Origin of the sequence: Micromonospora sp. NPDC049903, from assembly GCF_044460945.1 — a bacterium.
In the GTDB taxonomy this organism is placed as follows: Bacteria; Actinomycetota; Actinomycetes; order Mycobacteriales; family Micromonosporaceae; genus Micromonospora.
On sequence record NZ_JBITKL010000019.1, the window covers coordinates 68,785 to 92,970 of the forward strand.

A 24,186-nucleotide genomic window follows, 5' to 3' on the forward strand; every position below is an offset into this window, starting at 1 on the left:
GGAGGAGTCACCATGCCACGAATCGTTGTGTTCGACGAGGTCGGCGGGCCGGATGTCATGCACGTCGTCGAGGAGCCGGTCGGCCCGCCTGCGGCCGGCGAAGTCGGATCAGGATCGAAGCGTTTGCCGTCAACCCGTTGGACCAGATGATGCGGTCCGGCGCCCTTCCCGCAGTCGTCACCCTGCCGAACGCTCGCCTCGGTGTGGAGGGAACCGGCGTCGTCGACGCGTTGGGCTCCGGGGTCACCGGGCTGGAGATCGGCGACCCGGTCATCCTCACGGCCGTTCCGGACGCGAGCGTCCGGGGTAGCTACGCCGAATACACCACGGTCCCCGCGAGCCGGGTCGTCGCCCGGCCGGCCGGGCTCGCCGTTGCGGAGGCGGCGGCGATCTGGGTTGCGTTCTCCACTGCCTATGGGGCGCTCGTCGAGAAGGCGAGCATGCGGCCCGGCGACCACGTCCTCATCACTGCCGCGTCCGGCGGCGTCGGCCGGGCGGCGATGCAGATCGCCAATCAGATCGGCGCCGTGCCCATCGCCGTCACGCGGCACACCGCGAAGCGGGACGACCTGCTCGCCGCCGGTGCCGCCGCAGTCATCGCCACCGACCGTGACGACGTCGCCGACGCCGTACGCCACCACACCGGCGCAACCGGTGCCGACATCGTCCTCGACGTCGTCATGGGTCCTGGCCAGCAGGATCTCGTGAAGGCGGCCCGTCCGGGCGGGACGCTGATCGCCGCAGGTTTTCTGGACCCTCGGCCCACTCCCTTTCCGGCCGGCACACCGCTCACCATCTTCAGCTACCGCAGCTTCGAGCACACCCTCGACGCCGTCGTGGTGAAGCGCATGGCGGCCTTCTTGAACGCCGGTGTACGCCTCGGCGCACTGCGGCCCGCCATCGACAGGATGTTCACCCTCGAGGGTGTCGTCGAGGCACATCGCCACCTCGAGAAAGGGCTGCACGGTGGAAAGAAGATCGTCGTCACGGTCTAGAAACCGACCACGCCGGCGCTGCTCTCAGACCGGTACCGGGGAACCCCGGGGCCGGTGCGGGTTGCGCATCCGGCAGATCACCGGCACATGCCCGGCAGGTTGACTCCTGCCGGGCGTCCTGCCTGTCTCGGACCATCGGACGCCGCTTGACTCACTGTCATGACACGCATTCGGAAAGCGATCACCTGTGCGGTGGTCGTCGGGGCACTGGTCGGTGCGACGGCGATCAACGGTCCCGCCTCCGCGTACTCGCAGACCGGCGAGCCGGAGGCCGCCGCGTCCATCCTCGACCTGATCCCGGCCCCGACCCTGGACCGGATGGTCGCCCAGGCGCCGCTGGTCGACGCGGCCAACGTCATCCGCACCGCGGTGGACCGTGCGCCGGGACGCGGCTACGCCGGTATCGGGCTGGTCGACGACCACGTCGCCCTGTGGTGGAAGGGTGCGGTGCCCACCGACATCGTCGCCGCCGTGACGTCTGCCCGCCGGATCGCGCCGGTCGAGGTGACCCGCGCCGCCTATTCCCGCGCCGAGCTGCGGACGGCGGCGGCCAGGATCACCCGGGCGGTGGCGGCCGATCCGGCGGACGCGGTCCACGCGGTGCGGGTGCGTACGGACGGCGCCGGCATCGAGGTCGCGGTGGACGACGCTCCCGGCGTCACGCGGCCGACGTTGCCGGCCACCGGTGTGCGGACCAGCTTCGTGGAGCGTGACCGCATGGTCGAGCGGTCACGGGCCAACGACGCGGCGCCGTTCGACGGCGGCTCGGGCATCGGTTTCACCACCCCCGGGTGCACCGCCGGTTTCGGCGTGCGCAACGCGGACACCAACGCCGGGTACGTCCTCACCGCCGAGCACTGCGGCGCCATCGGTTCACCGTGGCACGTCGGGTGGAACACGAGCACCAACACCGGGACGCTGGTCGGCTACGCGGTCGACAGCAACGACGACCACGACACGATGATCATCTCGACGTCGTCGCCGGGCGACCACCTCTATGTCGGCGGCCAGCACGACGAGGTACGCGCCCAGGTGGTCGGGTGGACCGAGGTGTACCCCGGCCAGTTGCTGTGCCAGTCCGGGTACACCTCGGCGGGTGAGCTCGGCGGTCCGGTCTGCAACCTGCGGGTCGATTTCCACTACGACGACATCGAGGATCTCGTCGAGGCCACCCAGCTCGACGGCGACGAGGCCGCCCGGGGCGGTGACAGCGGTGGTCCGGTCTATGCCGTGAACGCCAACGGCACCGTGCTCGCTGCCGGCACCACCACCCGGTCGGCCGGCCCGGGCTTCGGGTTCCAGGACTTCGCCACCGCCCGCGACGACTACGGCAACATCGTGCCGGCGACGGCGATCGTCAGCACCTGCCGGGTCTCCTTCGTCGTCACCGATTCGTGGTCCACCGGCTACACCGCCAGCGTCACCGTCTACAACGACGGCCCGGCCGTCAACGGCTGGTCGCTGGGCTGGTCCTTCCCCGGCGGGCAGCTCGTCCAGGGCCACTGGAACGGCGTCTTCCAGCAGACCGGGGCGGCGGTGACCGTCACCAACGAGAACCACAACGCGGCCATCCCGACCGGCGGCGCCGTCAACATCGGCTTCACCGCGAACGGCACGCCCGCCACCCCGGCGCCGTTCACGCTCAACGGCACGACCTGCAACTGACCCTGTTCACCGGTACCGGGCTCCGCCGTGTCGTCGGCGGGGCCCGGTGTGTGTCCGGTCAGGCCCGTGCCAGTTCCCGTCGCAGGGTGGCGCGAAGGGTCCGTACCTCGGGGGCGTCCAGTTCGCCGCACCGGTCCAGGGCCCGCCGGCGCAGCAGGTCGGCCTCGACAGCCCGGGCCGGGGCCGCGTCGGTCAACGCCGCGAGCGCGTACAGGGTCTGCGCCTCCCACCACGGGCAGCACAGCGCGGCGTACAGCGCCAGCGCCGCCTGCAACGCCTCACCCGCCGCGTCGGCCTCACCCAACGCCCGAAGGGCCAGCGCGTACTGGCGGATGGCGTTGGCCTCGCTGAACGTCGCGCCGAACGTGTGGAACACCCGTCGCGCGTCGGCGTACGCGTTCGCGGCTTCTCGCCACCGGCCCAACCCCGCCAGGTCCGCTCCGAGACTCATCATCGCCCCGGCGCCGGCCACCGCCGCGCCGGTACGGCTGAGCCCGTTGCCCCGGCCGTAGAACGCCAACACCTCGCGGTGCAACTCGGCCGCCTCGGCGAACCGGCCGAGCGCGGCCAGCGCCCCACCCTGCACGCTCGCCGCACTGTGCTCGCCGAGGGCGTACCCGACCTCGCGGAACAGGCCCACGGCCCGGCGGCAGTGGTCGACAGCCCACCCGGCCCGACCGGTCCGGATGAAGATCACGGCGGTGTAGGTCAGCGCCCACCCCTCCTCCCGGCGGTCCCCGATCCGCCGGGCGAGCTCCAGCGCCCGTCCCAGGGCGGTCAGCCCGTCGGTGTTGCGGTCCCGGCAGAAGTACCGGGCCCAGCCCAGGAAGTTCAGGAGGACCGCCTCATCGCGGGGGCTGCCGACGGCTCGGGCGGCGGCCACCCCCAGCGAGAAGATCTCGTCCCAGGGGTGACGGTGGCTGTGGGCGTCGGAGTACCAGTGCAGTGCCCGGGCCACCGCGACCACCTCGGTGTGTCGACCGCACCGGGACGCGTCCCGCAGGGCCGCCAGCCAGTTGCCGGACTCGCGGTCCAACCAGGACGCCGCCGCCCGATCGTTGACGAACGGGGAGTCGGTCCGACAGCCGGCCGGTTCGAACATCGCACCGGCCTGTCGGGTGCGCCGCAGCAGCCAGCGGGTCATCCGCTCGTGCGCCCCCGTCCGGCAGGACTGGTCCTCCTCGGCGTCGAGGCGTTCCTGGGCATAGAGCCGGACCAGGTCATGGAACTGGTACCGGTCCCCCGTCGCGACGAGGACACCGGCCTCGACCAACTCCTCCAGGGCCGCCGCCGCAGCCTCCTCGTCGACGCCGGCCACGGCGGCGACCAGTCCGGGTGCGAAGTCGGCGCCGGGGATCAGCGAGGCCCGCCGGAACACCTGCGCGGTCCTCGGGTCCATCTGCCGGTAGGACACCTCGAACGCGGAGCGCACGCCCAGGTCGCCGGCGGTCAGCACGGTCAGCCGCCGACGCTGGTCGCGGAGCAGGTCCACCAACCAACCGACTGACCACTGGGGCCGGCTGGCCAGGCGGTTGCCGGCGATCCGCAGGGCCAGCGGCAACCGGCCGCAAAGGTGGACGAGCTGGTCGGCGGCGGTCGGTTCGGCGGCGACCCGGTCGGCCCCGACGATCGCCGCGAGCAGTTGTCGACCGGCTGCCGGGTCGAGCAGGTCGAGCGGCTGGCGGAGCGCACCAGCGAGACCGGTCAACGGACGTCGGCAGGTGACCAGCGCGAGACACCCCGGTCCGGCCGGTAACAGGGGGCGCACCTGGGCCTCGTTCGCGGCGTTGTCCAGGACCACCAGCAGCGGCCGGTCCCGGGTGAGGGTGCGGAACAGGCCGCCCCGTTCGGCCGGTGACACCGGCACCCGAGTGTCCGGCACGCCGAGCGAGCGCAGCAGTCCGGCCAGGGCTTCGGCCGGGTCGACCGGTCCGTCCGGCGAGACGCCCTGCAGGTCGACGAAGAGTTGCCCACCGGCGAAGGCCGGGCTGAGTCGATGTCCGGCTGCGACGGCGAGGCTGGTCTTGCCGATCCCGGGAGGCCCGTACAGCACCACCACCGAGGCGGTGTCCGGCCGCCCGGCGGCCACGTCGTGGGCCACCGTCGAGAGGCGTTCCAGGATCTCCGCCCGGCCGGCCAGGTCCGGAACGGAGGCGGGCAGTTCTCCGGGTACGACCACTGCCGGTTGTCCGGACGGCACCATCGTGCCGTGCTGCGGCACCGGGCGGTCGGGTGGCCCGGTGGCCGGGTCTGATGGTTGCCGAGCGGCCCGGGCCGAGGCGACGAAGCGGTCCCGGTCCGCCCCGCCCAGTCGCAGGGCATCGGCGAGCAGCTCCACCGTACGGCGCTGCGGACTGCGAACCCGGCCGCGCTCCATCTCCCGGATACCGCGGACACTGGACCGGGCCGCCTCGGCGAGCTCTTCCTGGGTCATCCCCCGCTCCAGACGGAGGGCCCTGAGTAGGTCTCCGAACTGGTCACGCTGTACCTGACCTGTGGGCATGTTCCCCCAACCACCCGACGCCCGCACTCACGTACCGGTGTCGATGCTCGCACGTCAGTGACGATCAGCGGATCCCTCGTATACGGGGTGTGAGCCTCGCCATGAAGAATCCGGGACGAGCCATCGAAATCGACCCATCCCGTCCGTGGCGCCTCCCGGCTTGTCCGATGTGGATGGCGGGGTCTACCGTGTTGGATCGTCGGGCAGGGCGGCTCCCCCCGTGGCCGCCCTGCCCGACGCTTCGCCGACCGCATCAGTGTCGGCCTCCCTTCGCCGCCGTGCCCACACGCTGCCGCCGCACCTTCGCGCTTCAGGCTCGGGCACCGGCCTGAATGCCCGCCGCTGGCGGGCGGCGAGCCCTTGCGAAACGCCTCGATCGCAGGCTTCGGCACCGGCGTGGGTCCACCTGCCGGGGGACGCGGGGGCCGACATCACCCGCCTGGTGTACGCGGCAGGTCAGATCGTGGGCCGACGACCAGAGCCCGTTCTCGGCGCAGCATGAACGTATCGATCATCGAAGGACGCCCTCGGCCGGACATCCGGCCCCGGGCGCGTGGGAGGAGAACCCGATGCGCAAAAGATCATTGCGGCAGCGACTGGCGACGACGGCCGTGGCGGTCACCCTGGTGGCCACCGGCCTGGGTACGACGGCCGGGGCCGCCCAGGCCGCCCCCGTTTCCGCCGTCACCACGGCGGTGAGCGCCGCGCCGGTCACGCAGGCGGCGGCGGGTGCCTGGCTGCTCCAGGGTGTCTTCCCCGACCCGATCACCTGCCACATCGCCGGAGTCGCCTCCGGCCGGGAGTACGTCTGCGTCTGGTACGTCCTCGCCTGGGCCCTGAACGTCTGGCAGGACTGAGCCCGTCGTCGCTCCCCTCGCTGAACCGTCGAGGAGCCAGCGCGCATGACAGTGTCGCCCGGTCCGCGATGACGGACCGGGCGACACCTGTCGGTGCCGGTCAGGCGGTGGACTCGCCGACGACGGTGTAGCGGCCGGGAGCATTGATCGGCACTGACCGCGACCGCCGTCATGCCGGCTCGGGTACGCCCCCCGGATCACCGTCGTCGGGCGACGGCTCGACCGGCGCCTCGGGCAGCTCGCCGGGCGTGTCGGGAAGAAGCTCGCCGACGTCGTCCGGCACGGGCTCACGGGGGTCGAGGGGCGGATAGACGTCCGGATCGAGGTCAGGATTTGTCATCGGGCAATTATCCGCCACGACCGGCGTCGCCGCCTCTCACACCGCAGGCCAGGGGCGGCCGGTCCGGGCCGGCCGCCCCGCACGGTCATGCTGCGCTCACCCGGTCCAGGCCCAGTCGCCGGACGTACCTGCCGTAGGCCACGGGCCCCAGGCGGGAGAGCACGAACCAGACCGGTGCCGGGACCACCGCCTTGAGACTCTCGGTGTGTTCGGGCCGGGCGTCGTGCAGCAGCATCCCGAAAATCATCGGCAGTTGGCTCTTCTGCGCCGAGGCCATCCCGTGCTTACCCGCCTCGGCCCACTCCTCGTCGGTCAGGTATTTGTCGATCAACGGCAGTACGTGGGTCTCCTCGGCGTCCAGGTGTGCCGACATCGGCGCGATCAACGCCTCGACGGCTGCGGCGAGCGCTTCCCGGTCGGCCACGCTGGCGGTGCGGCGCCACACGGTCGCCCGGTCCTCCACGTCGGCCAGCGCCGCGTGCAGGCTCTCGTGCTGACTCTCCATGGTCTCGACCAGCGGCGCGATCTCGTCCGGGCCACGTTGCCGCAACTTCGGCCAGACATGCTCGTCCTCACCGCTGTGATGCGTGTGCAACGCGCCGGTGAGAAGCAGCACGTGGTCGGCGACGCGGGCGGCAGCCGGAGCGTCATCCGCAGGCACTGTCCGGACCAGGGCCGCAGCGGCCGGGAACTCGCGCCTGAAGAGGCTGTGCACGACGTACATGTCACGGCTGTCGGCCATGGTCCTTCTTTCCGCTCGATTCGAGGGAGGGCAGGTCTCACCGATGTGGACCGACTCCCACTGAAACCCGTACGTGGCCTGACATATCGTCCGGCCGCGTACGGGCACGGGTGTACCCACCGACGACGCTCGCCACGCCGACCGACCCCGATTCCGGCGTTACTCCGATCATGGCTTTCGACCATCCTCATGCTGAGGGGCCGGTCGGCCGGGCGTCGGGTGGCGCTGCGTGCGCCGGACACGTCCTAACGGGTGACCGGCAGCCCGACCAGTTCGGCGCTGTCCCGCCACAGGCGATCCCGCACGTCGTCGCGGCGGGCCAGCTCGGACGGGGACGGCCAGGTGAGCTGCCCTCGCACGAGCCGTGCGTAGTAGGCGCCGGCGGGCGGCACCGTACGGCCCGAGGCGATGTCGGCCAGCGCGCCCCCGGCAGCAGGGACGCTGTTGAATCGGGGCATCAGTGCCCGCAGTGGGGTGCCGAACATTCGCCAGATGAGACGGACCGGGAGCGGAGTGTTGCGCAGGAGGCTCGTACCCGGTGTCGGACCCGGGTCGAACGCGACGATCCGCAGCCGTGACGCCTCCGGCTGGGCGGCGAGGCCCCGGACGGTGAGGATGTTGCAGAGCTTGGACGAGGCGTAGGCCCGTCCGCCCGCCGCCCGGGCCTGCTCGTCGCGTTGCGGATCCCGTTCCGGGTTGGCCAGCAGCCGCGCGTCGGCGTGGCGGGGCGGGGTGCTGCTCAGCATGGTCCTGATAGCCGGGTCGTGCGTGCCACTGGTGGTCAACGTGACAACGGCACGCGGTGCGAGCTGGGGCAGCAGTAGCCGTAGCAGGAGGTAGTGCGCGAGGTGGTTGACGGCGAAGGTTGTTTCGAAGCCGTCCGCCGTGCGCTGGTCGCCGGAGGTCAGGCTGACACCCGCGTTGAGCACGAGCGCGTCGACCTCCGTCGACCCGAGCCGGTCCCGCACCGTGGCCGCGAAGGAGCGGACGCTGTCGAGCCGGGCCAGGTCCAGCGGGTACGTCTCGACGCCCGCCGGCCCGGCGCCCCGCGCGCCGAGCAACAGCCTGGTGCCGGGGGACTTCGTCAACTGCCCCAGGGCGTACGCGCCGAGACCGGCCGTACCTCCGGTCATCAGAACGGTCTTCATGGTGCTGCTCCAGTCGGGTGGTCGGACGGGCAGGGAACGTGCGGCGACGAGGCAAATAAAGTGAGTCTCGGCTCCGGTTCGGACATTATGAGTGGGCACTCATCTTGTCAACGGAGCCGTCCGTCGCGGCAGTATCCTGTGTTCGACACAGCAAGCCGGATGGTGGAAGGAGCGACCGCAGTGAGCCCAGGCGCCCCTGCGGCCAGCGGCAGAGACGCGCAGGGCGGCCGGCCGTTACGCGCCGACGCGCGGCGCAATCGGACCCGCATCCTCGACGCCGCCGACGCGGTCTTCGCCGTGAAGGGTCCGACCGCGTCGACCGAGGAGATCGCCCAGCGGGCCGAGGTCGCGATCGGTACGGTCTTCCGACACTTCCCGACCAAGGAGGCTCTGGTCGAGGCGGTGTTCGTCGGCCGCTTGGATGCCCTCGCCGGGCAGGCCCGGTCGCTGGCCGGGGCGGCCGACCCCGGTGCGGCGTTCTTCGCGTTCCTGACCGAGGCGGTACGCCAGTCGACCATCAAACACACGTTCGCGGACGCCCTGGCCGACGCAGGCGTGGACCTACGCGCCCACGAGGGCGCCGTGGCCGAGGCCACCCGCGACCTCCAACAGTCGATCGGTGAGCTGCTCGGTCGTGCCCAGCAGGCTGCCAGAGTCCGCGTCGACATCGACGTGCGAACGCTCATCGCGCTGATAGCCGGTGCCGCCCACGCGATCGGGTACGCGAGCCAGGATCCCGCGATAGAAAGCGGCGTACTGTCGGTGACTTTCGACGGCCTCCGTCCACCGGTGTCGCCCTAAGTGACGGCGGCCGGGTCGCTGGCTTCTGCCCGCCACCGGGCGGCGAGTCTTCCGACGGTGTCCCGCTTCGTGCTCGGCAGCACACCCGGCAACGCCGATGTCAGCCTGCAGGTCCGAATGAGTGGACTTCGGGGTAACGCGGCCAGCCGGGGTCGCCGGTGGTCGCAGTGTCGCCCAGCAGGGCCTGGGGGCCGTGCAGCGCCGCTGCGGAGCCGACGGTTCAACCGGCCCGCCGGGCCCTGCCGATCGGACCGAGGTGGGTGTGTTCGAATCCCTCGGTGTTCTTGAGCCCGTAACCGAGGGCACGGTCGACGGCGATGTGGAACATCCACGCCACGGCCAGGATGCCGAGCCAGTCGATCCGATCGCCGTACCCGGCACCCACCACGGCCACCGCCCCCAGCGCCGCCGGTACAGCGTAGGAGTGGGCCAGGTTGTAGCAGGTGGCACCGAGACGCGGCCCGCGCAGGTAGCCGAGCATGGACAGGTCGAAGACGAGGAAGAGCGCGAGCAGCGACCACCACGGGTACCCCACGGCGACGGTCACCACGACCGCGAGGGCCGCGACGACAACGGCCTCGATGCGCTGCATCGCGACCGGGCTCAGGTACGGCATCTCCCACCTCGATGTCGGTCGAAGGAATCGGTGGACCTCAGCTTTCCCGAATCGAGCCGAGCGTGGGTAGCCCTCGCCGATATCGACGGCCCGGACCTGAACGCCCTGGCACTGTGCTGGCCGGTGCCCGCGGCCCGTCAACGACCGGCCATAAGTCATGGCGCTGCCGTCGCCTTCGCTCTACAGGTACGTCGCGAACCAGTCGAGCATGGGTTCGGGGCGGCGCTGGAACTCCAGGTACCCGTCCCAGCGTGCGGTCGTCCCATCGATCCAGTGCAGCTTCTTGTCGGTGACGGGGATGTTGTCGTACATGGTCTGGACGTCGTCGGGGTCGGTGAGGATGTCGTCGCGTACCTGGTAGAGGAAGGTGGGGACGCGCACGTGGCGGGCCCACTCCTGGGGGCTGCGACGGGCGAAGTCGATGCCGGTGCTCCGGATGATGAGCTGTTCCAGGTCGTTGAGGCGGTCCGCCGCGTCGAGCAGCGCCAGTCGGCGTTCCATGATGACGCGGGCGGTCACCGGCTGGGGCGCGACGAGGCAGCGTACGCCCTCGAACGCCTGCGGGAACTGGGTCATGGCGGCGAAGGTGGAGCTGGCGCCGAGGCATCGGCTGAACAGGCCGATGGTCGCGTCGCGGGTGTCCGGGCGGTGGCGGACGTAGGTGAGTGCGCCGACGACGTCGCGGGCCTCGAAGAGGCCGCTTGAGCTGATGCCGCCGTTGGCGGCGCCGCTGAGGCCGTGGTTACGCAGGTCGTAGGCGAGGACGTGGTAGCCGGCATCGTGCAGGATGCGGTAGTCGGGGACGAAGTCGACCTCGAAACCGTTGCCGCTGGCTGCCCAGGCCGAGTGCCAGGGCTCCAGGTGGGTGGGCAGACCGGCGCGGGTGAAGCCCATCGGGTGGTTCGCGATGACCAGCTTGGTCGAGCCGGGCGCGGGCAGGAACCAGCCTTCCAGCGGCACCCCGTCGTGGGACGGGAAGGTGACGTCCTCGAAGTCGAGCCCGACCTCGCGCGGTGAGTGCAGCACCGGTGAGCGGGGTGGGTGGCTGAATCCGGCCGCGATCCGGTCCAGCAGGTGTGACATCTGGTCGCTCATGGTGTCAGTTCCTCTCCGTCTGGTCGTCCGCGTCGAGCCGGTCACGCGCGGCGGCGAGGGCTCTGGCCATGGCGCCGGGTGGACGCGCGAAGGTGGTGGTGGGTGTCGGGGTGGGGCCGGTGTGGACGGTGATGGCGTGGGGGTAGACGAATTCGAGGAGTCCTTCGTCGCCGTGCTTACGGCCGTGGCCGCTGTGTCCGCGCCCGCCGAACGGCAGCCCGGCGTTCTGGGAGAAGGCGAGCGCGTCGTTGACGCTGGTCATGCCGACGCGCAGGCGACGGGCGATGTCCTCGCCCCGGTCGCGGCTGAACACGGCGCTGCCCAGGCCGTACGGGCTGGCGTTGATCCGGGTGATCGCCTCCTCGGTGTCGCGGACCCGGACGATCGCCAACACCGGCCCGAAGGTCTCCTCGGTGGCGGCCAGGGCGTCCGGCGGGACGTCGACGAGGATCGTGGGTTGGACGTACCGGTCGTCGGTACCGCCGTCGGCCGGTCGGCCGACCACGGCGGTGGCGCCCCGTCGGAGCGCGTCGGCGACGTGGTGGCGGATGACCGGGATCTGCGCCGGTAGTGGGACCGGACCGATCAGGTCGTCGTCACCGCTGCCGGCGTGCACCCGTCCGGCGTGGGCGGCGATCTTCTCCACGAGAGTGTCGTGCACGGCGTCCACGACGTAGGCCACCTCGAGGCTGATGCAGCCCAGGCCGGCGTTCTGCAGCGCGCCCCAGGTGATGTGGGCGGCAGCGGAGTCCAGGTCGGCGTCCTGCGCCACCACGACGGCGTCGTTGCCGCCGAGTTCGAGCAGTGCCGGGGTCAGGCGCGCGGCGCAGTCCGCGGCCACGGCCCGGCCCGAACGGACGCTGCCGGTGAACGCGACCTTGTCCACGCCGGTGGTGAGGTGTCGGCCGGTGGCGGCGAAGCCGACCACGGTCTGGAAGGCGCCGGGAAGGTCGGGTACGGCCCGCCGCCAGGACCGGGCCAGCCAGACGCCTACTCCGGGGGTGATCGGGCTGGGCTTGAGGATGACGGCGTTGCCGGCGGCCAGGGCGTGGATGACGATCGCTCCCGGGGTGCCGAGCGGGAAGTTCCACGGCCCGATCACGCCGACCACCCCGTACGGGAGATGTTCCACCCACGCCCGCTGGTGCGGCATCGCGGCCGGCGCGGGGATCTCACGGCGGCCGAGGACCCGTTCGACGTTGTCGAGTACGAAGGTCAGGTGCCCGAGGACGGAGAGCACCTCTGCCCGGCCGTCTTCCAGGGACTTGCCGTTCTCCGCGTGGATCAGCGCCGCCAGGTCCTCGCCGCCCCGGGCGATCTCCCGGCGCCAGGCACGTAGTCGTACCGCCCGTCCGTCGAAGCCGAGGTCCCACCACGGTCCGGCGGCGGTCCGTGCGACCTGGACGGCCGCGCCGACCTGCTCGGGACCGGCCGCCCGGTAGCGGGCCAGTTCGTCGCCGGTGCTCTGGTCGAGGGTGATCACCTCGTCGCCGGTGGTGTCCGGGTCGCCGTCCCGGGTCGCGGTGCTCTGCGCGGTCTGCGTGGTCATCGTCGTTCCCCGATCGTCGAGTGTCGGTCCGGCGGCGGCGTGCCGTCGAGGGCGGTCCGCCGGATCAGCGTCAGTACGTGTGCGCGCAGCTCCGCGAATCGGGGCAGGCGCTTGGTGGACACCTGGTCCCGTGGGCGGGGAAGGTCGACCCGCACCGTGTCGAGTACGACGCTCGGGCGTGCGGACATCACCACCACCCGATCCGCCAGGTAGACCGCCTCGTCGATGTCGTGCGTGACGAGCAGCATGGTGACGCCGGTGTCGTCGCGTACCCGCAGGATCAGGTCTTCGAGGTCCGCGCGGGTCTGGGCGTCCACCGAGGCGAACGGCTCGTCCAACAGCAGGATCTCCGGTGCGTACGCGAGGCCCCGGGCGATCGCCACGCGCTGCTGCATGCCGCCGGAGAGCTGCCACGGGTAGCGGTCCCCGAATCCGCTCAGGCCCACCGCGTCCAGCGCCGCGGTGACCCGTTCGGCGCGGTCGGCCGTCGACCGGTACCGGTTGCGCAGCGGCAGACCGACGTTGCGTCGCACGGTGAACCAGGGCATCAGCGACCGGCTGTAGTCCTGGAAGACGGAGGCGATCTCCTTCGGTGGACCGGTGACCGGGACGCCGTCGAGGGTGACCGTGCCCGACGACGGCTTCAGGAGGCCGCAGAGGCACTTCAGCATGGTCGTCTTGCCGGCACCGGACGGCCCGACGATGCAGACGAACTCTCCCTTGTGAACCGTCAGGGTCAGGTCGCGGATCGCCTCGACGGCATGGGCACCGGAGCCGTACGTCTTTCCTAGGTTCGTGACCGAGAGCATGTCAGTTCCTTTCCGTCATGCCGATGTGCCAGCGCAGGACGCGTCGTTGCAGGACGAGGAAGAGGGCGCTCAGTACCACCCCGAGCAGGCCGAGCAGCACGGTGCCGGCCCACATCTGCGGTACGTCGAAGGAGTTGCGGGCGCTGAGGGTGACGAAGCCGACGCCGTTGGTCGCGGCGTACAGCTCGGTGACCACCATCATGATGAAGGCGATCCCCAGCGCCGTGCGGATGCCGGCGAAGATCTGTGGTGCCGCCGCCGGCAGCAGGACGAAGGCCAGTCGCTGTACGGCGGTGAGCCGGTACGAGCGGGCCACGTCCTGCAGGTGCGGGTCTGTGCCGCGGACCGCATCGGCCGTGTTCAACAGCACCGGGAACAGGCAGACGAACGCGATGACCAGGATCTTCGAGGCGTCACCGATGCCGAAGAGCACGACGCTGATCGGGATCAGTGCGGTGCCGGGTAGCGATCGGCCGAACTGCACCGCCGGGTTCAGGGCGTTCCGGAGCAGTCGGTGGCGGCCGAGTGCGGTGCCGACGGCGATACCGACGACGGTCGCGATCAGCAGGCCGGCGAGGAGCCGGGTGACGCTGGGGACCAGGTCCGAGCCGAGTCGCGTGAACAGCCACGACTCGGCGAAGGCGGCCAGGACGTCGGGCAGCGGCGGGTAGAAGGGTGAGGTGCTTGCCGTCGAGGTCGTCCACCAGAGCAGGACGAGCAGCACGGGTACGAGCAGCCGGAGGCCGGTTCTCTTCACGATCGGCCTCCTCATGCCTGCTGCGTCCGGTAGGCGGAGTGCCAGCGCAGTGCCCGCCGTTCCAGCCGCTCGAAGACGGCGTTGAGGCCGACGCCGAGCAGGCCGGCGATGACGATGACGCCGTACGTCGCGTCGTAGCGGCCGTTGCCCGCGTAGGTGGCCAGGGTGTTGCCGAGGCCGGGTACGGCGCCGATGAGTTCCATCGCGATCGCCACCAGCAGCGTGATCGTCGAGGCGATCCGCAGACCGGTGAAGAGGTACGGCAGCATGCTCGGGGTCGTCACCCAGAGCAGTCGCTGCGGTGTGGTCAGTCCGAACACCCGTGCCGTGTCGGTGGTGACCGGGTCGACGTCCCGCACGCCGTAGAGCGTCTGGAGCAGCATCGGCCACAGGGCCGCCACCGCCGCGAGCACGACCACCACCACCGGCCTGGCGCCGAGCAGCAGCAACATGATGGGCAGATAGACCACGACCGGGATCGGGCGGAAGAACTCGACCACGCCGAGCAGGAGCTCGTTGATCACCGGGACGCTCGCCATGGCGGCCCCGACGAGCACGCCGAGCGTGACGCCGATGACCAGCGCGGCGGCCCAGTGCGCCAGTGTCTGCGACACGGCCGTCCAGAGGACGGCGGTGCCGATGTTGGCCCAGAGCCAGGTGGCGATGGCGGAGGCCGGCGGGACCTCGGCCGGGAGTACGCCGGTGCCGGCCGCCGCCTGCCAGGTGCCGAGCAGCGCCGCCGTGGTGAGTACGGGGAGCAGCGGGGTGGGTCTCATCGGCTACCCCGAGACCCGGAGCCCGCGCGGGGGCGTGTCGAGGTCGTGCGCGTCCGGTGATTCCGACCAGGTGAACGCGTCCAGCGCCGGTGCCATGTCGATCCGGTCGTAGTCGACCATCAGCCGGGCGATGAGTTCCGCCGAGCGTCGGTCGATCCCGCTGACGTACCAGGGCAGCGGCAGTCGCGCCACTGCCTCGGGGGGCGCGCCGGTGGTCCGTACGATCGTCGCCCGGACCGCGTCCGGGTTGTCGTTGGCGTACCCGGTCGCCTCGTTCCACGCCTGGAGGAAGCGTCGCATGACGTCCGGATTGCGGTCCACGAACCGCTGGGAGCCCATCAGGATGCTCGGGACGCTGCGCGGGCCGAGCGCGCTGGTGGCGGGGTTGCCGAGGGAACGGAACCCGCCACCGGTCAGCAGTTGACCGGCGAACGGTTCCAGGGTGCTGATCGCGTCGACGCGGCCCTGCCGCAGCGCCGCGACCTGGTCCTCGAACGGCACGGCGAGGGTCCGGACCGCGTCGGGATCGCCGCCTGCCTGGCGTACCGCTTCGAGGAGGGTCAGGTCGAAGAAGCTCTCCAGACCGTTGACGGCGACGGTCCGGCCGGTCAGGTCCGCGAACGACCGGATGTCGCTGTGTTCCGGCACGATCAGGGAGAAGGCGTCACCCTCCGGCGACTCGTAGTCGGTGACCAGCGAGGTGACGATCTCCACCGGGAAGCCGGCGGCGACGGCGGCCGGCACCGCGGTGATCTCGCTGACGGCCAGGTGGATCTGTCCGTTCAGGAGCAGCGCGACGCTGTTGGCGCTGGCTCCGGAGCCTGGGACCTGGTCGATCTCGAAGCCGTGTCGTTCGAAGATTCCCTGGTCGACGCCGAGCGAGAGCTGGGCGTTGTTGGCGGTCGGGCTGAAGTCGATGACGAGTCGGGTCAGGCCCGATCCGGTGGTCTCGGCCGGTTCGCCGTCGGTGCCGCAGGCGCCTGCGGCGGCGAGTAGGCCGAGGGCCAGGCTCGTGGCCGTCAACGTCCGGCGGAATCTGCGGTGTGGCGGGTGCCGCCCCTGTGTCCCGTGCATGACCTTGATCCCCTTCCGTGCTCAGTCGCTTGAGTGGATGGATCGTCGGCGGAATCGACGACATCGACCCGCATGACGAGAGTATCAAGACCTTGATATGACGCAAGGCATGAATTCAGATCAAGATGCGGTATGCTCCGTGACCGTGACCGACGAAACGGCAGTGACCTTCGATCGCGAGGAGATGCTCGGCCGCGTCGCGTCGACACTGCGCCGGGCCGACCTCGCCGTGCTCGCCGCCAAGGAGCCGCCGCTGCGCAAGGTCGGCGTATCGGGCTCGCTCTATGCCGTCCTGGCCAACCTGGGAGTGGCACCCGGCCTGACCGGCGCGGAACTGGCCCGCCTGGTCGGGGTGACACCGCAGGCGATCACCCCGCTGGTCGTGAAACTCGTCGAACGCGGCCTGATCGAACGTCGGCCGCACCCGCGCCACGCCAACATCCAGGAGTTGCACCTCACCGACAGCGGGCGCCGCGAGACGGCCAGAGCCGACCGGATCATGCTGCACCTGGACAACCACATCCGCGATTCGCTCGGCGACGAGGACTACCAGCGACTCCGTGTACTGCTCGACGCCGTCATCCGGAGCATGCCCTCCTGGACTCCCCCGCCGGACGAATCGTCCTGACGTACGTCTACGCGTTGGGGACATCGACGGCGCAGCACTCACGACCGGGTGTCACCGTCGAACGTGGAGTTCCTTCGTCCGGGGACGCGCACGACTCGCGAGGTGATGGCGGACGCCGACATGAAACTCGGGCGGTACCGGCGGGCTGCCGAGGCGGCAGCACGCGAGTTGCAGCAAGCAGGCCGGCAGGCACCACCGCAGCGGGCGTACTGGGCGGCATACCGCACTGATCTGCTACGAGCCACCGATGGCCTCGCAGTGCTACGGGGCGCCGCCCGCGACCACGACGATCCACTGGTCGCCGAGGCAGCGGATCGCCTGACGGACGTACGCCTGCTGGACATCCTCGCCTGGACGCCGGACCGAGAGGCTGCACCGACCTCGTGACGTCCCATCGCACCGGCCCGGCTAGCGCCGGTCGGCCGGGAACCAGCCGGCCCGACCGAGGGCGCCGGGTAGCCGGTCCTTGCCGAGCTGCTCGCCGATCCACGCCGCCGTCTCGATGACCTTCGACGGGTCGAGGCCGGTGGGGTGGCCGGAGCGGTGCAACGCGTAGGTGAGGTCCTCGGTGGCCACGTTGCCGGTGGCCGCCGGGGCGAAGGGGCATCCGCCGATCCCACCGACGCTGGCGTCGAGCACGGTCACGCCCGCTTCGACCGCCGCCAACGCGTTGGCGACGGCGGTGTTGCGGGTGTCGTGGAAGTGGGCGCGCAGCGGCACACCCGGTGCCGCCGCCGTGACGGCGGAGACCAGGGCCCGCACCTGAGCGGGTACGCCCACTCCGATGGTGTCCGCGAGGGCGATCTCGTCGGGTTGGCCCTCGACCAGCCGTCGCGCCAGGTCACCCACGGTCGTCGGGGAGACGTCGCCCTCGAAGGGGCAGCCGAAGGCGGCGGCCACGGTCACGCTGGCGCGCACTCCGGCGGCGTGGGCGGCCTTGGCGATGTCGGTCCAGGCGCCGATCATGGCCTCGACGGAGGCGCCCTGGTTGCGCTGACTGAAGGTCTCGGTGGCGACCACGACGCAGTTCACCTCGTCGACTCCGGCCGCCAGCGCCCGGTCCAGCCCGCGCCGGTTGAGCACCAGACCGATGTACGATACGTCGCTGCGTCGTGGCACTGCGGCCATCACCGCTTCGGCGTCGGCCATCTGCGGCACCCGGTCGGCGCGGACAAAGGAGACCGCTTCGACCCGTCGGGCTCCGGCCTCGACACAGCGCCGGATCAACTCGATCTTGCTCGCTGTCGACAGGATCTCGGGCTCGTTCTGTAGACCGTCCCGTGGAGACACCTCCACCACCTGAACCACCATATGTATACAATCTCAGACTGTCAGACCGGCGGCAAGGGTGCCGACGACATGCGGCTCACACGACGGAGGCACGGGTGACGAATGCCGCGGAGGACGCGTACGAGGCGCTGCGGAGCGCGATCCTGAACGGCTCGATCGGCCCGCGTGCCCGCCTGGGCGAGATGGAGTTGTCCCGGCAGTTCGGCGTCAGCCGGACACCGATCCGGGAGGCGCTGCGCAGGCTCACCGCGGAGGGCCTCGTCGTCTTCCAGCCCAACCGTGGGGCACGGGTCGCGGAATGGTCGCTCGGCGATCTGCAGGACATCTACGAGATCCGCGCCCGGCTGGAGAGCTACGGCGCGGCCCTGGCCGCCAAGCGCATCGAACCCGAGGTCCTGGACCGGCTGGACGGGCTCTGCGATCAGATGGAGGAGCTGGCCCGGCGGATGGGTCCGCAGGATCTGGACCGGATCGCCACCCTCAACGCCGAGTTGCACAACGCGGTGCTGAAGGCCGCCGCCAGCCCTCGGCTCACCTCGCTGCTGTCCGCGGTGGTGGAGGTTCCGCTGGTCGTACGGGCGTTCCGCCTCTACACGCCGGATGCCCTGGCCCGCAGCATGGCGCACCACCGGGACCTGGTGGCGGCGCTGCGGGCCAGGGACGCCGAGTGGGCGTCGAGCACGATGCGCGCCCACGTGCTGGCCGCCCGGACGGTGCTGCTCGACGGCATGGTGGACCGCCCCGAGCTGTGAGCGGTCGCTACTCCCCCACCGCCGTGCGGGTCAGCTTCCGGGCGCTCCGGGCTTGATGCACGCCACCTCCCGGTCGGCGCCGATCGGCGTCAGTCGCACCTCGGTCTGTACACATCTGTCCTCGCCGACCGGGCAGCGTCCGTGCAGGACACATCCCGGTACGAGCTGGGTCGGGCTCAGTGGATCACCGACCAGCCGGGCCGGGGCCAGCTCCTGGTCGGGATCGACGGGCAGGGCCGCCGCCAGCAGGGCGCGGGTGTACGGGTGCTGTGGATCGGCGAACACCAGCTCGGAAGGGCCGGTCTCGACGACCCGCCCCCGGTACATGACGGCGATGCGGTCGCTGACGTACCGGACCGTGTGGATGTCGTGCGAGATGAACAGGTAGCCCATGCCGAGTTCGGCCTGCAGGTCGGCGAGCAGGCGCAGGATCTGGGCGCGGACCGACAGGTCGAGTGAGGACGTGGGTTCGTCCAGCACGACCAGGGACGGCTCGGTCACCACGGCCCGGGCGATGCCGACCCGCTGCTGTTGCCCGCCGCTGAGTTCACCGGGATAACGCCGTGCCATGTCGGGGGCGAGTCCGACCTGTTCGATCATCTGCGCGACCCGGTCACGGCGCTGTGATGTGGACATCGTGGGCCGGTGGATGGCCAGTGGTTCGCCGATGATGTCGGCCACCCGCATCCGGGGGTTCAGCGACTCGAACGGCTCCTGGAAGATGATCTGCATCTTCGCGCGGAGCTTGCGCATCTCGGCGGCGGGCAGCGCGAGCAGTTCGGTGCCGTCGAAGCGCACCGAGCCCCGGGTCGGTTCGATCAGGCGTAGTGCCAGCCGCCCCAGCGTCGACTTGCCGGATCCGCTCTCGCCGATGACCGCCACGGTCTCGCCGGCGTCCACCGAGAGCGACACGTCGTCCAGCGCGTAGACGCGGGTGGCGCCACCGACGTGGAACTCCTTGCTGACGTTGGTCAGCTCCAGCAGACTCACTGCGCTGCCTCCTTCTCCTGGGGCAGGTGACACCAGTAGGTCCGGCCGGAGGTCTGGGTCACCGCGGGCGGGACCACCTGGGCGCACGGTTCGAAGGCGTGCGGGCAGCGGTCCCGGAAGGGGCATCCGGTCGGGTAGTCGATCAGGTCGGGCAGTCGACCGGTGAGGTGCACCAGTGGCTGACCGGGCCGGGGAATGGCGCGGATGAGCGCCTGGGTGTACGGGTGGCGGGGGTCCTTGAGGACCTCCCGGACGGTGCCGTGCTCGATGACCTTGCCGGCGTACATGACGACGACCCGGTCGCAGTACTGCGCGACGACGCCGAGGTCGTGGGTGACCAGCAGCATCGAGCGGTCGTGTTCGCGGACCAGGCGGCGGATGAGGTCCAGGATCTGCCGTTGCACGGTCAGGTCCAGGCCGGTGGTCGGTTCGTCGGCGATCACGAAGGTCGGGTTGAGCAGCATGGCCATGGCGATCACGACGCGTTGGGCCATGCCGCCGCTCAACTGGTGGGCGTAGCCGTCGAGGACCCGGTCCGGTCCGGCGATGCCGACGTCGGTGAGCGCGGTGCGGGCCCGGTCCCTGACCTCGCCGTCGGCCTTGACCCCGTGCGCGGCCATGATGGTGGCGAACTGCCGGTGGATGCGCATCACCGGGTTCAGGGCGCTGAACGGGTTCTGGGCGATGAATCCGATGTCCTTGCCGCGTAGTCGGCGCAGCTCGCTGCGGCGCAGGCCGAGCAGGTCGACACCGTCGAAGCGGGCGGTGCCCTCGACCACCCGGCCGGGCGGTCGGACCAGGCCGAGGATGGACCGGATGGTCACCGACTTGCCGCATCCGCTCTCGCCGACGACGCCGACGATCTCGGCCCGGTCGACGTGGAAGTCGACTCCGTTGACCGCGTGGACCAGGCCGTCGGGCGTGTCGAACCGGGTGGTCAGGCCGCTGACCTCCAGCAGGCGTCCGGCGGATCCGCCGGACGGCGGCGGGGTGGGACGGCTGTCGGGTCGACGTCGGGCGTTGAGCAGGCTCATCGTTGCCTCGCCCGGCCGAAGGTGTCCTGCAGTTCGTCGCTGATGGCGTTGAAGCAGAGCACGGTGAGGAAGATGGCGAGGCCGGGGAAGACCGAGACCCACCACTGGCCGGTCGTCATGTTCTGCGCTCCTGTCTGGATCATCGCGCCCCAACTCGCGTCGGCGGCGTTGATGCCGATGCCGAGGAAGGAGAGCGAGGCGATCACGACGATCGAGTGCGCGACCGCCAGTGACGCCTGGGCCAGGATGATGCCGGTCATGTTCGGCAGGACGTGCCGGAACATCACGCGTGGCCCGGTCGCGCCGATGGCGTGGGCGGCCTCGATGTAGCGGCTCTCCCGGATGGTCAGTCCCTCGCTGCGGACCAGTCGGACGAAGCGGGGGACGTTGATGATGGCGATGGCGACCACGACGTTCTCGATGTTGTTGCCCATCAGCGCCACCAGGGCGATGGCCAGGATCAGCAGCGGAAACGCCTGGAAGACGTCGAGGGCCCGGACCACCCGTTCACCCCACGGTCCGCGGTGCAGGGCGGCCAGCCCGAGCAGCACGCCGATCACCAGCGAGATCAGCATGCCGGCGAGGGCCAGCGGGATGTCCACCCCGGCGGAGGCCACCAGGCGGCTGAACACGTCGAGGCCGAACTTGTCGGTGCCCATCCAGTGCTCGCCGTCGGGGGCGGTGAGGGTGTTGGTGGACGGTTCCGCCGGGTCGTGCGGCAGTGGTGCGAGGTAGGCCGCGGCGAGCATGCTCGTCAGGACGGCGCCGGGCACCCAGAGTCGCCACCGTCGGCGGCCCCGGGGGCGTTTCCTGGTCGTCGGGGCGGTGACCGTGGTGGGGTCGGCGGCCAGGGTCTCAGTCATAGCGCACCCTCGGGTCGAGCGCCGCGACCAGGATGTCCAGCGCGGTGAAGGCCAACAGGGTCCCGAGTCCGGCGGCCAGGATGAAGCCCTGCACGGCCGGGATGTCGAGCTGGAGGATCGAGTCGATCGCCCACTCGCCGAAGCCACCCCAGGAGAAGATGGTCTCGATGATGGCCGCGCCGCCGAGCAGCGCGGCGAGCAGGATGCCGCCGTAGGTCAGGATCGGGGTCCGGGCCTGGCGGAAGGCGTACGCGAGGACGGTGCGCTCGCGCAGGCCGCTGGCGCGGGCGAACTCGACCTGTTTGGACTCCAGCGCCGGCACCAGGGAGGCGTAGGTGCTACGGGCGAAGTACGCGGAGTAGTAGATGCCCAGCGTCAGGACGGGCAGCACGGAGTGCGCCACCGCCGATCGGAAGGTGCCCATGTTTCCGGAGATCAGGGAGTCCAGCAGCAGCGCCCCGGTCACGGTCGGCGGTGGTTCGTCCATCAGACCGAGTCGGCCGACCGGTGCCGGTGCCCACCCGGCGAGATAGAAGAGCAGGTAGATGAGCAGCAGCGCGAGGAAGAAGTCCGGGATGGACTGGAAGGTGGTGACGACGAAGCGGGAGGTGCGGTCGGCCACCGTGCCCTTGCGGTAGGCGCCCAGGGTGCCGAGGCCGATGCCGAGGAGCGCGGCGAGGGTGAGGGAGAGGAAGACCAGTTCCAGGGTTGCCGGGGCGAACCGCAGGATCTCGTCGAGGATGGGCCGGTCGGTGTAGTAGGACGCGCCGAGGTCGCCACGGACCAGGTTGCCGAGGTAGTCGACGAACCGTTCCCAGAGGGGCAGGTCCAGGCCGAGGCGGCGTTCGATCTCGGCCAGTTCCGTCGGGGAGGCGGCCGGGCCGGCGATGACTCCGGCCGGGTTGCCGGGTAGCGCGTTGACCAGCAGGAAGGCCAGCACGATGACGGAGAGCAGGCCGACCGGGAGGAAGAGGATCCGTCGGCGGGCGTATCTGAGGACCCGCATCACGCACCTCCCGGTCCGAGCAGGGTGGTCGCCTCGTCCAGGGTCAGGACCTGCGCGTACTTGGCGTCGAGGTCGAACAGGGCGGCCTCGTGCGGGCGGGGGTCCCGGTCGAGGCAGGCGTCGGCGACGACGAGTGGGACGAAGCCGTGTTGCAGGGCGTCCACCGCGCTCGCCCGGACGCAGCCGCTGGTCGAGGCGCCCGCGATGAGCAGGGCGTCCACGCCCAGGACGCGCAGGGTGCTGGCGAGGCTGGTGCCGAAGAAGGCGCTGGCGTACTGCTTGGTGACGACCGCTTCGTCGGCGGCGGGTGCCAGGATCGGTGGTGCGGCGGCGAGGTGGCTGCCGCGTTCGAAGACCCGCAGGGCGGGCACCTTGCGGGTGAACAGGCCGCCGTCGATCCCGCCGGGGGCGAGTTCGACCCGGGTGTGGATCACCGGGGTGCCGTGGCGTCGGGCGGCGTCGAGCAGGTCGGCGCAGGCCCGCAGGGCGGGTGGGTTCTCGTGACCGGCGTAGAGCGGTGAGGCCGGGTCGAGGTAGGCGCGCACCAGGTCGACGAGCAGGAGCGCGCGGCGGGTGCCGTGTCCCAGGTCGCCGCCGAAGCCGGCGTTGCGGTAGTCCGCGTGGAGGTCATTCACCGTGTCCGCCTCTAGATGACGCCGCTGGCACGCAGTTCGTTGATCTCGGACTTGGCCAGGCCGACGATGTCGGTCAGCACCTGGTCGGTGTGTTCGCCGAGGCGAGGGCCGGTCCACTTGACCCGGCCGGGGGTGCGCGACAGTCTCGGCACGACGTTCTGCATGGGGAACTCGCCGAACTCGGGGTGTTCGACGCGGACGATGGCCTCGCGGGCGGCGAAGTGCTCGTCGTGGAGCATCTCCGGGGCGCGGTAGACGCGGCCGACCGGGACGTCGTGTTTGATCATGACGGCCATCAGGTCCTCGGTGTCGTGCCGGCCCGACCATTCGGCGATGATGGCGTCGAGTTCGCCCTGGTGGTGGCCGCGGGCGGCGTGGGTGGCGAAGCGGGGGTCGGTGCTCAGCTCGGTCATGTCCATGGCCGAGGCGAGGCGTCGGAAGACGGTGTCCTGGTTGGCGGCGATGAGCAGCAGGCCGCCGTCGCGGGTGGGATAGACGTTGGAGGGTGCGATGTTCGGCAGGATGGCGCCGGTACGTTCGCGGACGTGGCCGCCCAGCGTGTACTCGGGCAGCAGCGACTCCATCATCGCCAGGACCGCCTCGTAGATCGCCGAGTCGACGACCTGGCCGCGGCCGCTCTGGTCGCGTACGCGCAGGGCCATCACCGCGCCCAGGGCGGCGAAGGTGCCGGCCAGGGAGTCGCCGAGGCTGACGCCCACCCGGCTGGGCGGGGTCTGCGGGTCGCCGACGACGTAGCGCAGGCCGCCCATCGCCTCACCGACCGAGCCGTAACCGGGTCGGCTGGAGTACGGCCCGGTCTGGCCGAAGCCGGAGACGCGCACCATGACCAGGCCGGGGTTGTCGGCGGAGAGGTCCTCGTAACCGAGGCCCCAGCGTTCCATCGTCCCGGGTCGGAAGTTCTCGACGACCACGTCGCTCTGCGCGATCAGCTGCCGGGCGACGGTCTGACCTTCGGGTGTGCGCAGGTCGACGGTGATCGACTTCTTGTTGCGGGCGACGATCGGCCACCACAGCGACTTGCCGTGCGGCTTCTCCTGGCCCCATTCGCGCATCGGGTCGCCCTGGCGTGGCGGCTCGCACTTGATGACGTCGGCGCCGAAGTCGGCCAGCAGTTGGCTGCAGAAGGGGCCCGCGAGCAGGGACCCGAACTCGATCACGCGCACGCCGTGGAGCGGTCCTTCGTGGTGCGTTTCGCTAGACATGGACACCTCTCATAGCAGCCCACCCGAGTGGGTGTTTG

General features: G+C 70.9%; 25 protein-coding genes. 7 read left to right on the plus strand and 18 right to left on the minus strand.

What is annotated here, in order from left to right; genetic code table 11:
- Window positions 1-146 precede the first annotated feature (146 nt).
- Together ACIBO1_RS24130 and ACIBO1_RS24135 are read left to right on the plus strand one after the other, a co-directional pair.
- Window positions 147-995: a zinc-dependent alcohol dehydrogenase family protein gene (locus tag ACIBO1_RS24130; protein ID WP_396750345.1), complete on the plus strand. Its 849-nt coding sequence runs from the start codon at window positions 147-149 to the stop codon at window positions 993-995.
- Between the two features lie 159 nt (window positions 996-1,154).
- On the plus strand, window positions 1,155-2,660 hold the full coding sequence (locus ACIBO1_RS24135) for a cellulose binding domain-containing protein (RefSeq protein WP_396750247.1): 1,506 nt from the start codon (window positions 1,155-1,157) through the stop codon (window positions 2,658-2,660).
- A gap of 58 nt (window positions 2,661-2,718) precedes the next feature.
- Here ACIBO1_RS24135 and ACIBO1_RS24140 read toward each other — a convergent pair whose 3' ends face one another.
- A complete protein-coding gene (locus ACIBO1_RS24140; protein WP_396750249.1) occupies window positions 2,719-5,163 on the minus strand; it encodes an ATP-binding protein in 2,445 nt (814 codons plus the stop codon).
- A 569-nt stretch (window positions 5,164-5,732) separates the two neighbouring features.
- Between ACIBO1_RS24140 and ACIBO1_RS24145 the strand changes: the two genes are divergently transcribed.
- Entirely contained in the window at window positions 5,733-6,020 is a 288-nt protein-coding gene (locus tag ACIBO1_RS24145) for a hypothetical protein (RefSeq protein ID WP_396750251.1), read from the plus strand.
- A gap of 169 nt (window positions 6,021-6,189) precedes the next feature.
- On the opposite strand, the gene ACIBO1_RS24150 is transcribed toward ACIBO1_RS24145, so the two are convergent.
- The 3 genes from ACIBO1_RS24150 to ACIBO1_RS24160 form a co-directional block, all read right to left on the minus strand.
- The gene (locus ACIBO1_RS24150) at window positions 6,190-6,360 is read right to left on the minus strand and encodes a hypothetical protein (protein ID WP_350698235.1); all 171 of its coding nucleotides are present in this window, start codon (window positions 6,358-6,360) and stop codon (window positions 6,190-6,192) included.
- Window positions 6,361-6,445: 85 nt separating this feature from the next.
- Complete coding sequence (locus ACIBO1_RS24155) at window positions 6,446-7,102, minus strand: hemerythrin domain-containing protein (protein ID WP_396750253.1); 657 nt, start codon at window positions 7,100-7,102, stop codon at window positions 6,446-6,448.
- Window positions 7,103-7,347: 245 nt separating this feature from the next.
- Window positions 7,348-8,250, minus strand: coding sequence for an SDR family NAD(P)-dependent oxidoreductase (locus ACIBO1_RS24160; RefSeq protein ID WP_396750255.1), 903 nt, complete (start codon window positions 8,248-8,250; stop codon window positions 7,348-7,350).
- Window positions 8,251-8,430: 180 nt separating this feature from the next.
- Between ACIBO1_RS24160 and ACIBO1_RS24165 the strand changes: the two genes are divergently transcribed.
- Window positions 8,431-9,051, plus strand: a complete 621-nt coding sequence (locus ACIBO1_RS24165) for a TetR/AcrR family transcriptional regulator (protein WP_396750257.1) — start codon at window positions 8,431-8,433, stop codon at window positions 9,049-9,051.
- A gap of 220 nt (window positions 9,052-9,271) precedes the next feature.
- On the opposite strand, the gene ACIBO1_RS24170 is transcribed toward ACIBO1_RS24165, so the two are convergent.
- The 7 genes from ACIBO1_RS24170 to ACIBO1_RS24200 form a co-directional block, all read right to left on the minus strand.
- Window positions 9,272-9,667, minus strand: a complete 396-nt coding sequence (locus tag ACIBO1_RS24170; RefSeq protein ID WP_396750259.1) for a DUF4260 domain-containing protein — start codon at window positions 9,665-9,667, stop codon at window positions 9,272-9,274.
- Between the two features lie 180 nt (window positions 9,668-9,847).
- Window positions 9,848-10,762, minus strand: coding sequence for an alpha/beta hydrolase (locus tag ACIBO1_RS24175; RefSeq protein ID WP_396750261.1), 915 nt, complete (start codon window positions 10,760-10,762; stop codon window positions 9,848-9,850).
- Window positions 10,763-10,766: 4 nt separating this feature from the next.
- Entirely contained in the window at window positions 10,767-12,311 is a 1,545-nt protein-coding gene (locus ACIBO1_RS24180) for an aldehyde dehydrogenase family protein (RefSeq protein ID WP_396750263.1), read from the minus strand.
- Window positions 12,308-13,120, minus strand: a complete 813-nt coding sequence (locus ACIBO1_RS24185) for an ABC transporter ATP-binding protein (RefSeq protein ID WP_396750265.1) — start codon at window positions 13,118-13,120, stop codon at window positions 12,308-12,310. The genes ACIBO1_RS24180 and ACIBO1_RS24185 overlap by 4 nt, the downstream gene beginning before the upstream one ends.
- Before the next feature lies 1 nt (window position 13,121).
- Complete coding sequence (locus tag ACIBO1_RS24190; RefSeq protein WP_396750267.1) at window positions 13,122-13,877, minus strand: ABC transporter permease; 756 nt, start codon at window positions 13,875-13,877, stop codon at window positions 13,122-13,124.
- A gap of 11 nt (window positions 13,878-13,888) precedes the next feature.
- The gene (locus tag ACIBO1_RS24195; RefSeq protein ID WP_396750269.1) at window positions 13,889-14,653 is read right to left on the minus strand and encodes an ABC transporter permease; all 765 of its coding nucleotides are present in this window, start codon (window positions 14,651-14,653) and stop codon (window positions 13,889-13,891) included.
- A gap of 3 nt (window positions 14,654-14,656) precedes the next feature.
- Window positions 14,657-15,676, minus strand: a complete 1,020-nt coding sequence (locus tag ACIBO1_RS24200) for an ABC transporter substrate-binding protein (RefSeq protein ID WP_396750271.1) — start codon at window positions 15,674-15,676, stop codon at window positions 14,657-14,659.
- A gap of 196 nt (window positions 15,677-15,872) precedes the next feature.
- On the opposite strand from ACIBO1_RS24200, the gene ACIBO1_RS24205 reads away from it, so the two are divergent.
- Entirely contained in the window at window positions 15,873-16,355 is a 483-nt protein-coding gene (locus ACIBO1_RS24205; protein ID WP_396750273.1) for a MarR family winged helix-turn-helix transcriptional regulator, read from the plus strand.
- Between the two features lie 120 nt (window positions 16,356-16,475).
- Window positions 16,476-16,742, plus strand: a complete 267-nt coding sequence (locus ACIBO1_RS24210) for a hypothetical protein (protein ID WP_396750275.1) — start codon at window positions 16,476-16,478, stop codon at window positions 16,740-16,742.
- 21 nt (window positions 16,743-16,763) lie between these two features.
- Here the strand turns inward: ACIBO1_RS24210 and ACIBO1_RS24215 are convergent, their stop codons facing one another.
- Window positions 16,764-17,654, minus strand: a complete 891-nt coding sequence (locus ACIBO1_RS24215) for a hydroxymethylglutaryl-CoA lyase (RefSeq protein WP_396750277.1) — start codon at window positions 17,652-17,654, stop codon at window positions 16,764-16,766.
- A gap of 86 nt (window positions 17,655-17,740) precedes the next feature.
- Between ACIBO1_RS24215 and ACIBO1_RS24220 the strand changes: the two genes are divergently transcribed.
- Window positions 17,741-18,397: a GntR family transcriptional regulator gene (locus ACIBO1_RS24220; RefSeq protein WP_396694313.1), complete on the plus strand. Its 657-nt coding sequence runs from the start codon at window positions 17,741-17,743 to the stop codon at window positions 18,395-18,397.
- 30 nt (window positions 18,398-18,427) lie between these two features.
- Here the strand turns inward: ACIBO1_RS24220 and ACIBO1_RS24225 are convergent, their stop codons facing one another.
- From ACIBO1_RS24225 to ACIBO1_RS24250, 6 genes are read right to left on the minus strand one after another with little or no spacing between them, the layout of a single operon-like run.
- Complete coding sequence (locus ACIBO1_RS24225) at window positions 18,428-19,387, minus strand: ABC transporter ATP-binding protein (protein ID WP_396750279.1); 960 nt, start codon at window positions 19,385-19,387, stop codon at window positions 18,428-18,430.
- Complete coding sequence (locus ACIBO1_RS24230) at window positions 19,384-20,421, minus strand: ABC transporter ATP-binding protein (protein WP_396750281.1); 1,038 nt, start codon at window positions 20,419-20,421, stop codon at window positions 19,384-19,386. Before ACIBO1_RS24230 ends, ACIBO1_RS24225 begins: the two co-directional genes overlap by 4 nt.
- Window positions 20,418-21,284 carry an ABC transporter permease gene (locus ACIBO1_RS24235; RefSeq protein ID WP_396750283.1) on the minus strand — a complete coding sequence of 289 codons (867 nt, stop codon included), beginning with the start codon at window positions 21,282-21,284 and terminating at the stop codon, window positions 20,418-20,420. Before ACIBO1_RS24235 ends, ACIBO1_RS24230 begins: the two co-directional genes overlap by 4 nt.
- Window positions 21,277-22,290: an ABC transporter permease gene (locus ACIBO1_RS24240; protein WP_396750285.1), complete on the minus strand. Its 1,014-nt coding sequence runs from the start codon at window positions 22,288-22,290 to the stop codon at window positions 21,277-21,279. The genes ACIBO1_RS24235 and ACIBO1_RS24240 overlap by 8 nt, the downstream gene beginning before the upstream one ends.
- Window positions 22,290-22,925: an isochorismatase family protein gene (locus ACIBO1_RS24245; RefSeq protein ID WP_396750287.1), complete on the minus strand. Its 636-nt coding sequence runs from the start codon at window positions 22,923-22,925 to the stop codon at window positions 22,290-22,292. The genes ACIBO1_RS24240 and ACIBO1_RS24245 overlap by 1 nt, the downstream gene beginning before the upstream one ends.
- Before the next feature lie 11 nt (window positions 22,926-22,936).
- Window positions 22,937-24,109, minus strand: a complete 1,173-nt coding sequence (locus tag ACIBO1_RS24250) for a CaiB/BaiF CoA transferase family protein (protein WP_396750289.1) — start codon at window positions 24,107-24,109, stop codon at window positions 22,937-22,939.
- Between the last annotated feature and the right edge of the window lie 77 nt (window positions 24,110-24,186).